General features: G+C 41.9%; 11 protein-coding genes. 1 reads left to right on the top strand and 10 read right to left on the bottom strand.

The features are described 5' to 3' along the window. Window positions 1-5: 5 nt before the first annotated feature. The 6 genes from ACFOEK_RS19820 to ACFOEK_RS19845 are packed head-to-tail and all read right to left on the bottom strand — an operon-like array spanning window position 6 to window position 8,200. A complete protein-coding gene (locus ACFOEK_RS19820) occupies window positions 6-1,430 on the bottom strand; it encodes an MBOAT family O-acyltransferase (RefSeq protein ID WP_386723222.1) in 1,425 nt (474 codons plus the stop codon). Between the two features lie 14 nt (window positions 1,431-1,444). After that, window positions 1,445-2,791 carry a hypothetical protein gene (locus ACFOEK_RS19825; protein ID WP_386723223.1) on the bottom strand — a complete coding sequence of 449 codons (1,347 nt, stop codon included), beginning with the start codon at window positions 2,789-2,791 and terminating at the stop codon, window positions 1,445-1,447. Continuing rightward, window positions 2,788-4,143, bottom strand: coding sequence for a hypothetical protein (locus tag ACFOEK_RS19830; protein WP_386723224.1), 1,356 nt, complete (start codon window positions 4,141-4,143; stop codon window positions 2,788-2,790). The genes ACFOEK_RS19825 and ACFOEK_RS19830 overlap by 4 nt, the downstream gene beginning before the upstream one ends. 22 nt (window positions 4,144-4,165) lie before the next feature. Next, window positions 4,166-5,311 carry a PilZ domain-containing protein gene (locus tag ACFOEK_RS19835; RefSeq protein WP_386723225.1) on the bottom strand — a complete coding sequence of 382 codons (1,146 nt, stop codon included), beginning with the start codon at window positions 5,309-5,311 and terminating at the stop codon, window positions 4,166-4,168. A 14-nt stretch (window positions 5,312-5,325) separates the two neighbouring features. Further along, window positions 5,326-6,930: a glycosyltransferase gene (locus tag ACFOEK_RS19840; protein ID WP_386723226.1), complete on the bottom strand. Its 1,605-nt coding sequence runs from the start codon at window positions 6,928-6,930 to the stop codon at window positions 5,326-5,328. Further along, a complete protein-coding gene (locus ACFOEK_RS19845) occupies window positions 6,890-8,200 on the bottom strand; it encodes a nucleotide sugar dehydrogenase (protein WP_386723227.1) in 1,311 nt (436 codons plus the stop codon). Before ACFOEK_RS19845 ends, ACFOEK_RS19840 begins: the two co-directional genes overlap by 41 nt. A 341-nt stretch (window positions 8,201-8,541) precedes the next feature. Here ACFOEK_RS19845 and ACFOEK_RS19850 point away from each other — a divergent pair, with 341 nt between their 5' ends. Next, a complete protein-coding gene (locus ACFOEK_RS19850) occupies window positions 8,542-9,573 on the top strand; it encodes an alginate lyase family protein (protein WP_386723228.1) in 1,032 nt (343 codons plus the stop codon). 381 nt (window positions 9,574-9,954) lie between these two features. Here the strand turns inward: ACFOEK_RS19850 and ACFOEK_RS19855 are convergent, their stop codons facing one another. The 4 genes from ACFOEK_RS19855 to ACFOEK_RS19870 form a co-directional block, all read right to left on the bottom strand. Next, window positions 9,955-11,757: a DUF3592 domain-containing protein gene (locus ACFOEK_RS19855; protein WP_386723229.1), complete on the bottom strand. Its 1,803-nt coding sequence runs from the start codon at window positions 11,755-11,757 to the stop codon at window positions 9,955-9,957. Between the two features lie 92 nt (window positions 11,758-11,849). Next, a complete protein-coding gene (locus tag ACFOEK_RS19860) occupies window positions 11,850-12,380 on the bottom strand; it encodes a cytochrome b (protein WP_386723230.1) in 531 nt (176 codons plus the stop codon). 100 nt (window positions 12,381-12,480) lie between these two features. Beyond that, window positions 12,481-12,801, bottom strand: coding sequence for a hypothetical protein (locus ACFOEK_RS19865; protein WP_386723231.1), 321 nt, complete (start codon window positions 12,799-12,801; stop codon window positions 12,481-12,483). Between the two features lie 77 nt (window positions 12,802-12,878). Further along, complete coding sequence (locus ACFOEK_RS19870; protein WP_386723232.1) at window positions 12,879-13,172, bottom strand: DUF3817 domain-containing protein; 294 nt, start codon at window positions 13,170-13,172, stop codon at window positions 12,879-12,881. Window positions 13,173-13,436: the final 264 nt, after the last annotated feature.

Here is a 13,436-nt window from a genome sequence, read left to right on the forward strand (position 1 = left end):
TGCTCCTAGAACTGGAAGTACAGAAAAGGTGAAAAGCTGCTTGCTGAAAGCTTGGTAATTGCCAACAGAAAAGCGCCCCATAAAAATACGGCCTGCAGTCCTGATACATGGCTCATGAAATACACGTCTTGTTTAAGAGCGTAAAAACGACGATTCATAAAACCAGTGATGACGACCCAAATCAGGCCTGCAACCAGGAAGGCTAAGGTCATCTGAGACGTACCAAGAATGATTGGGCTCAAAGACCCTATTCCATTTAAGCCAAATGCTCCGGCATAGATCTCTAATGAATGCGAGGTGTCTCCGGTGATAAACAACGGCATCGACATCACCACCATGGCTACTGCCAGCAAGTTACGCCACAAGCTATACGGCGAGGTAATGTTGGTTGTAATCCCTAACACCTTCTCCATCACCATAAAGAAGCCGTAATAGACACCAAAGAAAATGAACGAAAAGCTGGCTCCATGCCAAAGGCCCGATAGCAGCATGGTTAAGAAAGAAGCCAACAGCGCAGTTACAAGACCAGTATTAATGATCGGTATATAGACATAATCGCGAAGAAATTCGGATAAAGTCAGGTGCCAACGACGCCAGAACTCAGTAAGGCTCATCGCCAAGAAGGGTTGATTGAAGTTCTCTGCGAATCTAAAGCCCATCATCATTCCCAGGCCAATAGCCATATCGCTGTATCCGGAGAAGTCAAAATACAGTTGAACGATTGACGCTAAACAGCCAATCCATGCGTCCATCATGGTCGGCTCTGAGGCACTCATAATGTAAGAATTGAGAGGCGCAATAGAATCAGCAATAAGAACTTTCTTAGTGAAACCGAGCATGAAACGGCAAGCTCCCAGAGAGAACAATTCCCACGAATGGGTTCGCTCTCTAAGCTGCTTTTCAATCAACCGATAACGAAGAATGGGGCCAGCAATTAACTGAGGAAACAGGGATATAAAGGCCGCAAAATCTACAAATCGATGAGTAGGTTCAGCATCTTTACGGTAAATATCGACAATATAACTTAGTGCCTGGAAGACATAGAACGAAATCCCAAGCGGTAGAATGATATGTTCAAGCGTGAAGGTATTGATACCAAATTGACCGAGCGCATTAGCTAATACCTCTGCCCCGAAGTTGGCGTATTTGAAGTAACCTAGCGTTGCCAGGTTACCGATCACTCCTACCGTTAACCAACGAAACGCGGCTTTTTTATTTTCATCCCTTAACTTATGGATTTTTAGGCCAAAGACGTAATTCCAATAGGTTATTCCAATGAATAACAGCAAAAAATCAGGACGCCACCATGCGTAGAAGCTATAGCTTCCCAGCACAATAATAAAAGAACGCCAAGAGGCTTTTGATGCAAAATACATCAATAGATAAAAGGGTAAAAACAAGAACAGGAATATATTTGATGTAAAAATCACGGCCTAATCACTCCCTAGAACGTCGCATTCAATCCGACAGAAACTCGGTAATCATCTGGTGATCCTTGAATAGCATCGCCACCATTAAAGAAACCTGCTGATAGCAGCAGATCAATTCCTAACTCCCTTCCACGAACTCGCTTAGGAAACAACTCCGTGAAATAGAACACTTCGTACGACTGGCCTATGGATTTTCCATCCCCGTTGGCATAGGCATCACCAATACTTACCGCTAAATCAAGTTCAGCGTTTCGTTTTTCCATATCAAAGGCTAAAAACTCGATATGACTTCTGTCATCTAACTGATACTCAGCCATGACACCCAAAAAACGAATATTGGATAAATTGTTATTCACCATAGTGCCCGATAGGCCGGTACTGTATTGTCCGGTTTTACTCACTCGATCAGTTTGTACTGGAGATAAGGCATGCCCTGAAAATGGGTTCTCAGGACTGTCTGTCATCCCGACTCGAACACCCACTTTGAAACGATGGCGATCTAGTCTAAATTGGTCATAGATCTCAGAAACAAAAGCCCAGCCTTGTACACTTTGGTCTGCATTAATGAAGGATGAACCTGAATTGATATGCTGGTATTCACCATTAATTAAGGAAAAGTCGCTGTAAAAGAAAAGCTCGTGCTCATCGTTTATTTGCGAATGAGCATCAAAGAAATAGCCAAGTTTCACGCCTTCAAAATCAGAGACTTCCAAATCATGGTCATAAGAATGGTCATACTGCCCAAATGCCCTGATACCACTACGAATAGAAGGACCAGTTAAGAACCACAACTCACCAAACAGATAAGTCACATCTTTCTGATCATTATTGAGTTCATTAGTATCGGTGTTGTAGTTATAGAATTGTTGACCTAGAGCCAGAAAGCCTCCATACAGCGTTTTATCAAATTCAAACTTGACTGACTCAATACTGTCATCCCACCAAATACCGTAATAATCAGAATACTGTTGGCGCCCTACTGTTAAGCTCACAGAAGGTAAATCAAACAAACGGTTCTTTCTTACATAGAACTCACGCGCCTCAAGATAAACACCTTCGAATTGTTGCCCAGAGGAAAATGAATCTGAGATTTCTTCTGACGAACTGGCTACAAACCAAGGACGGAAGAAAACATCCCACGTAGGCCAATCCAAACCTGGAATCGAAAATAAGTAAGAACCATCGTATTTGAAGCTATAGTTGAAGGACTCTTCTTCATTCAGAGTGTCTTGCTCGAAGTAGTTCCCTTGAAGTACAACCTTATGCGTATCTTGTAGAACAAAATTTTCAAACTCAGTTTCAGCCCGTACAAAACTGGACGCCCAAAATAAGAAATAGATAGCGATTAGAGAGAACTTCATAAACTCGCCCCCTCTCTCAATACATACAGTGAGAGGTACTTCTGATATGCCTCTTCACCGGCATTCAACTCTTCCAGCTGCATCTCTTTTGTCAAACTTTCCAAGAACACATCAGAAGCGTCATTGCCCAAATACGACGCAAGTTTGCTGTAACCAAAGGCTTTGGACTTATCGTTCACAATGCCCCGTCCACCGCGATAAATGTTGGCAATCTTTTGATAACCAACCGGACTACCGCGTTCAGCGGCTCTTAAATAGGTTTTAATGGCTTGTGGTTGATCAACTTGATCCAATCCACCCATGCTATACAAGTCACCCAACCCTATGGTCGCTTCAAGTACACCTTCAGAGTCCAATTTCGCCAGAATGCCATACGCTTTATCAGGCTGTAGTTTCTTCCACTCCCTAACAATATAAAGAGACGCTTCAAGTAGCTGTCCTTTTTGAGGTTCAGTGGCAGAAACCTGCTGAATAATCTTTTGAGTTTCTGGATAAGAAAAATTAAGAGGAAAAGACAACATGTATTCAGCACGCACCGAATATGCCTCCTGATAACCACCGTCGATGGCTTGATCCAGCCAAAAGATCACTTCCTGGTTGAACTCTTCAGATAAACTGCGTAAACGATTGGCAATAGATAGCTTCGAAGCGGTATCAACTGAATCAATGTCTTTTTTCAGTTGATTAGCAAACTGGGAAAATCGAGTGAATTTCCCTTCTTCGGGAAGAGAATCAAAATAAATGCGGATTGCACGGGTGCTGTCTTTGGATGCATCAACAAAGAAAGGTTCAGCAGCGTCCATGCTTTCAAAGAAAGCCAATGAGACAGCTTTATAGAGTTTACCCTGACAATCCTCAATACAAACACCGTCATGTAATGAAATTAGCTGATCTATCCGAGTTTCAGAAAAGAGTTCAGGATAAGTAACAAAGATCTCTAAACCAGCAATGACAGTTTGAGCATTTTTTTCAAAGAAAAAGGACTCATTGAGGTTGCTGTAAAATTGCTGGTTAAGATCCGTTAGCCAATCGTACTGATCCGAAAGTCGCGCTAAAGAAGTGATGGATCGAATGACACCTCGACCTTTTTGATAACTCTGTTGATACCAGTAACTCGCCTCTTTTAATGACTCAACATTAGAGTTTTCTGCCAACACATCGGCCAACATTACTTGGGCAGACGAAGAACCAGCTTCGGCAAGAATTCGAATATCCGCTTCTAAGTTAGCCTGATCGTCTTGATGTAACTGATAGCGGATATCCGTCATTCCCATGACATCAGAATATGCCGCTGAACTCAGTGCAACGCTGATCAACAATAGAAGTAATCGACGGGTGTTTTTCTTAATCATCCTGAAACATCATCCTCAAAAACTACTGAGCTTGAGACCAATTCATGTGACCTAGGCCAAACCCTGTATCAATAATGACTTCTGCGGGTTTCAGATAATCAGCTGGTGAATATGGCAATGACGGTTCAATCGACAAAATCAAAGAACCGGTTTCTTCATCAACTTCCGACTTAAGAATTTTTCCTGGAACGCTCTCTTCATCACCGAACTTTCTGAGATAAACCCCATGGATGGAGCTCAAGTCATCAATACGAACAAATGGAACCGTTGCTTTGACATACAAAGGAGAATCGAGAGGTAATAAATGCATCAATTCTTGCTCTTTGTAAGCGTACTTATCTACGCTCTGCTTTGGGTAATAAACAAAGCAATCGCAAGGGGAAGCAATGACCGTCTCTAATAGAGCTTTGCCCAAGATCAGCTGAAGATCCTGATCCGAAATATCCGATAGGGCTTTCAAATCTTCAGGCGTATTAAAGCTTGTAGTTAGCTGGCTAGAGATGGTCGCAATTGGATCGCCTGTTTTGGTTTTATCACCTTCGACCATAAAATCGACATAACCATTACTCGGCATGGAGATAATAAAGGCATCAGAAGATACACTTGCTGTCGTTGCTTTAATTTCAAAGAAATAGGCATAGAGCTTAGTTAACAACAAAGAAGCAATGGTCAAACCGACAGCAAAGTACGCGAGAGTGCCTGACAGTGCTTTGAATCGGTCGGCAAAGCCCCGTGAAGTATCCGCTTTGACTTTTCTCTGCTTGATCAGGTTCTCACGTTGAACAACATTCAGAACACCATTCGCAGAAACAAGATCACCTGAGATATAAGATGAAATAATGTATCTGAGCGTATCAAGTTGCTTAGGCTCCACATCAACAAAGCTGATCTTGGTTTCACGTTGCTGGGAGATCACCTTTGCCTTCAATGGTAAATCGAGATTGAATTCGGCCAATTTGAACTCAATGGTGATATCTAGGAGCTGGTTCTGAGTCAGTTTAACCTCAGTTATAAACGCAGCTCCGCCCAAAGAGATATCTTCCAGCTGAGATTCAACGAGTTTGTTATTGGCGGTAAAGGTAACTAATGCAGGCACCTTTACTCGTATATGCTGACGTTCATCAATTGCTTCATGAACTACTGAATTAACAGCACTTTCCGTTGCCATAAAGACATTCCTTCTTAACTAATATTTGAGAAATCTAAAATCAAAGCCACAACACCCAAGAAAATAGATATTGATGAGAACAGCATTACTTTTGATGACCACCAATTCAGTAGTTTGTCGATATTTCCTGAGCCGCTGTCCAACTTAGTTTTCTGACGAGTCCAGCTCTGTTGATCCATATGAAACATCGAGTAAACTTTCATAACCGAGCCGACGATCTGGTTGTAATACAGAGCCAGTGGATACATGGGATCTACCTTATGACCGGAAAACAAAAACAGCAGCGTTACTATGGTTCTAGAGATGGCAATCCATAAAAGATAAACCAGTAAGAAATCTACGCTGTAGAGCATTGCTGCAATAAAGGTTGTTACCAGTCCTAATAGGCACGTCCACATTGAAATTCGTTGGTCGTATAGAACGTAGGTGGTGAACAGCCCAAGTCGGCGCCAACCTAACAACTTCACAGACCTGAAATTTTGCCTTAAAGAGTTTCCATACCAGCGATACATTAACTGCCGCGTTGCTCGGAAGAAGTTGCTGTCGGGTGGATGCTCGATCGTCAAGGTGTCACTATCTGGCACATAGAAGGTGTCCCAGCCTTGCGACATCAAACTGAACCAAGACGACTTGTCATCCCCGGTTAAAAACTGAAAGCGACCTAGTCGCCAGTGATTCAAAAAGTCAGCTTGAACATCTTTAATGAAATCAGCATCAACAATGGCTTCAGCTCTAAAGAAAGATAACCGCCCTGTCATAGTCATAACGCGTTTAGATAAGGCCATCGAACACATATTGATATGACGCTGAACAAAGCGCATGGTGTGCCATTCACGAATGAACTTGCCACCTTCCACTTCACAAAATTCGTTCGTCGTAATCCCACCCACAGTTGGCAGATAGCCGAAAAACTTCACTGCATTTTCAACACAACCAGGAAGTAATTGTGTATCACCATCAACTACACCAACCACAGAGTTTCTATCCGGCATTTGCCGCGATAGAGCACGAAAAGCATGTGCAAGGCCATCTCGTTTCCCCGTTCCTCTGGCTCGAACGACAATGAGTTTTACCTGTTCAGGGTCAGAGACTTCTGCTTCCATAATCTCTTGAATCAATCGCTCATCCGCTTTTTCCACGATAGACACAATTACGGTCACAGGAACAGATAACCGTTGGCATTCCTGAAAGACTGAACGGTAAACCTTGTAAGTGGTTTCTGGAGGAATACGAAAGCTCGTCACGACCATGTAAATATGAGAAGGCAGAAATTCATCGCCTGAAGCATCTACTTCAGCCCGCATCTTGGGAAATCGCCAATGCAGAAAGTACATGCCTCGTAGGTAATGCATCACAGCATTGCTGTATCGCCACAGTCCAACCGCACCAATTAGGAAGATGAACTTGGTGTGGTCTGGGTCCAAATAGATGAGATCAACAGAGCTGGCTAAGATGGCAATCAGCCCAAAAAGACACATCCAGCCAAAGAACTTGGAAGCAATCCCTTGGATTGCGTCCAAACTCAACCTGCGTTCAAACAAAGAAGAAGCCATAGTCATCTCTTCTCGAATGCTGGGATTACCAGCAAATTCCAAGACGATTTTCGCAGGATGGATCATTCATAAACCCAACCAGGTCTACGACTTTCTTTGAACCATTGGCTTTTTCTAAAACAGCCTCAAACTCCTTCGAAGCATTACCAAGAATGATGACATCTGAATGGTCAATAACCGAATCAATGTCCTGATCTAACAAGTTCGCGACATGAGGAATAACATGTTCTATGTATTCTTTATTCGCACCATGCAAACGGGCGTAATCCACATTTTTATCGTAAATTTTGAGGTCGTAGCCTTTACCGTACAAACGCTCAACCAGTTCAACTAATGGGCTTTCACGCAGATCATCAGTCCCTGCTTTGAAGCTAATTCCAAGGAAACCGATTTTTTTCTTACCTAATCCGGTAATCATTCGGAAACCGTTATCCACGTGCATTTCATTACTGTGCATGAGGTTGTTAATGAGCGGGGTTTTGATACCTTTCTGACGGCTTAAGTGATTCAATGCACGCACATCTTTTGGCAAGCAAGAGCCACCAAAAGCAAAGCCAGGTCGCATGTAGTACGAAGAGATATTGAGCTTCTTATCTTCACAGACGATCTTCATCACTTCTCGACCATCAACACCTACGTTTTTGGCGATGGTTCCAATCTCATTACCAAAGGCAACTTTTGTAGCATGCCAAACATTGCAGGTGTACTTGATCATCTCTGCAACTTCGATAGTGTTTCGAATGACAGGCGAATCAATCCCTTCATAGATTGACTCAAGAATGTCTCCTGAACGCTGATCATATTCACCAATGACCGTCATCTCAGGCTCGTAAAAATCCTCTATCGCGGTACTTTCACGTAGAAATTCAGGATTCATTGCTAAGCCAAAGTCTTCTCCGACTTTTTTCCCAGAGAATTCTTCCAGAATGGGCAACAACTGACCCATAACAGTACCCGGCAGCACTGTACTGCGAATAACGACTAAGTGATAATTATTCTTAAGTTTTAAGGCATTACCTATTTGCTGACAGACTTCTTCTAGGTAGCGTGTATCTAAACTGCCATCAACACGGCTAGGTGTACCTACACAAACGATTGAAATTTCTGAATTTAAAACAGCTTGTTCATGATCTTTTGAAGCAGTGAACTTTTTGTTGGAAACAACGTCAGAGATTAAAGAAGCCAAACCAGCTTCTACAATTGGAGGGAGTCCTTGGTTGATGAGATTTATTTTATGATCACTAACATCAATGCCAATTATGTTATGACCATTGTTAGCAAGACAAACGCCGCAAACGGTCCCGACATAACCGAGACCAAATATACTGATATCCATTCTTAAACCTGCCTCAATTTAAATTTAAAACAATCCATTTCATATATGGAACAATTATTTAAATTATCCGGCACGATTTTTAAAATCCCATACGAATTTATTATTATTTTTAGAATTCAAATTCTAAAAATAACTCACAAAACCTCATACCAACCAAAAAAATATTTGACATGCAATTATTTTCTTCGAAGTAAGTGCTCTTTTTACAAAATTACTCATTTAATTCACATTTATTTCAATAAATAATCAATTTCTAACTACTGAAATCCCCCCCCAACTATTAAATTACCGCCTTATTGACAAACCTCTTATTTTAAATTCATTAAAACAAGGCGAGTAAGATGAAAATTAAAATCCTATTTTTCGTAATTTATTCCCTATTAGCTGGATATACCTATGCAAATACTGTATGTCCGCACACGCCAACTGATGCTTATCAAGGTCATTTAAGCATCATGAGTAAATATGACCCGAACGATCCAACGCGTTCTCAACCCTCAACTCCCGACCCTGAATCAGAATTAATCCAAGAACACTTGAATAAGTTTGCTTTCTATATAAGCAGAATCAGCGACTACTATGTTTCGAGTTCCGACACTCGCAAACAACAGATAGCATTGAATTGTATGGACATATGGCTTGAGCTATGGGCAAGTAGAAATGCGCTGGAAACATCAGACATCAGCCACACAGGCTATGCTGTACGAAGCTGGTTCATATCGACGATTGCCAGTTCAATCTTCAAAACACAGCAACAATCAGATCACTCATGGGAACCCAGCGCAAACGCTCAAGGCTGGATCAGGCAGCTTATGTACGACAACATTAGCTACTATTACCCAAGAACATTCACCTCACAGGAAAAAGTGAACAATCACGACTACTGGGCAGCTTGGGCAGCCGCGGCCACAGGATTAGTTACATCAGACAGAGATCTAACAGACTGGGCTTACTCAGTACTGGTATTTAGCTTAGATCAAGCTGAGAAAGACCCAACCACAGATACTGCTTACTTTCCAAATGAGATAGGAAGAGGTCAACTTAGTTCTTTTTATAGTCACTTTGCATTGACACCCATTGTTATGTTGGCATCAACACTTCCAGACAAGGGATATACATTGCATCAAGAGCAGCACCAAAAGCTAACTCAACTATCTGAATTCACTTCAGCTTTTACATTGACACCATCTAGATTTGCACACTTAAATAGCATTCCACAAAATAATTTTTCCGGAAGCGCACTATATTGGAGCAAGATACATAATATTAAGTTTACTAATAGCCAATCGACCATTTTATTGGAAGACAAATACTCAAATATAATTAATCCAATGCCCCAAATTGGTGGAAATATAATCTCAACATTTGAATAACAATTAGAAAACAAATCTATTTATAAACAATTTTATCTATAAATAGATTTATTTATATAAATCAGAATAAAAGACAATTAAGTTTAAAATTAAATGTAGGTAATTAGACCAAGTCACAGTAAGCTAATTACCTACACCCGAACTAACAATTCGTCTCTTTTAAGCAAAATCGAAAGCTAAGTAAAAAGCTCAACACGAAAACAACTTATGCATAAGCTCAGCGATGACAGAATTTGTTAAGAGAATTCAGAAAAAACAACTCTGTGACCATCAGTTCCAACTAACTGAAGAGTTCGTTCAAATGATTCATACATGTACTTAAGACAATAACTTACAAAAGCCGTGGTAACGATAGTAAAACAGGGTGTATCTCTGACCACACTATAAGCGCGCTCGTAACTGATGAAGCATAGTTTCCGCCATACACTTTGTACTAAAACCTTGAGCTACTATTTCTACCTTATTGTTGATATGAACCAAATAGCGAACAACGCCAAAACCCTCAGGGTCACTGTTCATAAGAGGCCGATACTCCAGCGTCAATTGATCCGCTGTTTCCGTGACCACCTTTTTTTGCTTAACAGGGATGCCAAAAATACAGTGCCTTTTCTTGAGCTCATTAGGAGCTGCTGTGGTTTTAAGCGTCATTCCTGTAAACATAGCCCCGAACAACATAACCACTAAGCCAATCACTCCACCAACACCCGCCGCAATCATCAATCCAATCTCAGGGAGTAACCACCCTACAAAAGCAACAAAGGCACTGAATGCAATGATTCCCACACCCGGTAACAGAGAAAGAACTCTCACCCAGAGAGCATACCTCCCAGAGCTAACCACATGAACTCCCTTCCTATCTTGCACTACATCCAGAGTTTGCTTAGCACCAACCACTGGAATTTCAGGGTCAGCAACCACTGGCATATCTCTTTGTAAATCAGATAACGCTGTCTGTTTACGAGAAGACTCTTGAGTTATTTCAGACCGAGACTCTGAACTTTCATCCGACGTTACTTCAACAGGAATCATCCATGAACGAGCAAAAGGAATACTTGTTGATGAATATCTCGGCGTTACCTTCCCCGAGCATGAGGCACTCCACTCTATTCGACCTCGATAGCCTGAATACCGCCCTGTACCCGGTAAATCATCAGAAAGAGCAAATAGAAACGAGACCTTATAGCCTTGTTGATTGAAGTCATTAATAAACTCAACACGACACCGTCGACGTTCTTTCCAGATCACGTCTTTGTGCACCGAATTACTATCATCGCTTGAGTAAACATGAACGCATTCGAGTTCAACTTCCAAGGGCTCTACAGCATTTACATCAAGATGAAAGTGGCCGCCTACAATTCTCTGTGCAAGTGCGAGCCCTTCTTCAAGAACCCCCATCTGTTTAAGTAAAGCATCATCGACAATATTAAGTTTAACCGGCCCCAGAATTCGGTAATCAAGATACATCTTGTATGAAAAGTACATCAGCGTCGCACCAAACAAAACGAATGGTGTCACCATCGCTAAGTTTATTATGCCGCTGAGAGAAATATCGCTATCCCAGTCAAACGCGCCACCAACAGGCAACACCATTAAAGCAACACCCAAAATACAACAAAGAAAAACCATGGTTAATGAGTTGTCTGAAACGCCATCCTTTTGATGAGATCTGGCACTGTTTGACGAATATCCACGTAATGAACTGTAAACCCCCCAAAGCGATGAAAAGGCAAAAACCAGAAGCATGACTAAAACCACAGCAGCATCACTGATATTTAAACCGGGATCTAACACGGCTTCACTTGGATTCCGAGGGTTCACATAAGCCTTTAGCGTTCCCTTTTCATGCCAAAACCGAACCCGATGGGCAATGCGTCGCCATTCTTTATAAGACATATCATTTTGAACGGCCAAGGAAACCAGATGACCACGGTACTCTGTTGATTGATATTGGTAGCGGAAATTCAGATGATATCGCTGATCTACCAGCTTAAAGCTTTTTAGTGGGTCGCCCTCAGGGTTGATCAACTCCGCTGTCACTTTATCCCATTGATAGGCACTGATCTGTTGCAAGTAACGATTCACGCTATCGCTGGATAGCGAAAATGCCACAACAATAACAAGCGTTACCAAGCTGCCAATAAGGGTTTTTAGACGCGTTCTATTGGATGAAACAACTTTGTTCATAGAAGAAATCCATTCCTTGGATGAATATTTTTAAGAATCAATTGATTAAGAGTTAATACTTCGAGAACCGGTACATTGAAGACTGAGAACCACTAGCGCCACATTCTTGGTAGCACATCTTCATCCGTTGAACTTCGCTTATGCCAAATCACCATAAAAATATGGCCAATTATCATCATGAAAAGAATCCAACCAAGCCAACCATGAAGTAAGTTCCCAGGCTGCACCATCCACGCGATTTTGTCGCCTTCAAAACCACTGAACAAAGGAAACCCGAAAGGCTCAAAGGTTCGACCGGAACCGTATTGGCGAAGCAAACCTAATGCAGGGACGACAGCTAATAAACCGTACAAAGCAATATGACCTAGTTTGGCGGATAAACTCACAGACGATGGACGATGATAACGATTCGTTAAGGCCCAACAGATACGAATAGCAATGAGAACAAGAAGCAGGAAACCTACCGGTTTATGGGTGGGCCAAAGGAGCTCTTCAAAGGGCGTTTCATCAAACAACATGTGTGCAGTCGCACTAAGGAGCTGAACCAGCATCAACAACGCCATCCCCCAGTGCAAAATACGGCTAACCGTTCCGTAGCGAGTGTCATTATCCTTAATCAGCATACCCTTTCTCCAATGCAGGAATCTCTTAAACATTCCCTCTAACATACCATTGGTTAGGGCATGGACAAACCTTAGTTTGAAGTCTTTGCAGGATAATGAACTAGTTGATTCTCGACCAAAAGGTCATATCCACCGTTTCATGATCAATCAGTTCCAGATATTCTAGCGCCGTTGCGTCTTGCAGCCACTGTTGGCAATACTCTTCGGCTTTCTGTTGCGAAGTCGCCATGGCAATGTCTGCATAGACGCCGTCTTTACCACGAACCAAGCAATGCAAAATCAATTCATCTTGCTGACTAAGAAAGCGCTCTTCAACGCATTTCGACAGCTCGATCAACTTGTCCTCTGACACACCAGGTTTAAGTTTGAAGGTAGCAAACTCCAATCCGCCAAGATCAGTCATAGTTTCGTGTAATAGCATGAGTCATTCCTCTATTTAAAGAAGAACAATCATAAAGGCGGGTACTGACAGCAGATGTCAGGAGAGCTTGGCTTAATTCAAACAAGCTCAGCTTCAGCCTCAACGCTTTGAGACTTACGCAAATACATTTCCAAAGGAATGAAACCAAACGGTATAACGGAAGCGATAAAGGCTCCGAGCCAAACAAAAACAGACCATTGCTGTTTCTGTGCAACCGCCAAGGAAATCACGAGATATAGAAGAAACAAGACTCCATGCGTCATGCCCAGATAAAATACTAGGTCACGACTGATAAAGCCCAAAGTCACACTTAAAATCAGTAGGTAAGACAAACCTTCTAACAAACTTACTGCACGAAACGCGTTTAACACCGCCCACTCCTCATTCGAATTCCAGAGGGCATTAAAAACGAACACGCATCATCAATCAAAAATAAGTCTGTAGTGATTTGTAAAACAGATGATTTTGTTGTCTGGTTTAGTGCTAAATGAGCACGAAATCTATTCGATCTATCAATGTAAAGCTGGCACAGAGCTACAACGCAACCATGATTGAAGCTTAGATTCATTGCAGTCAATGTAGAGCATCAAAAATCAGCGATACCCTGGCACTCGGGTATCGCTGAAACGTAAGAA

It is taken from the genome of Litoribrevibacter euphylliae, from assembly GCF_042646085.1.
In the GTDB taxonomy this organism is placed as follows: domain Bacteria; phylum Pseudomonadota; class Gammaproteobacteria; order Pseudomonadales; family Litoribrevibacteraceae; genus Litoribrevibacter; species Litoribrevibacter euphylliae.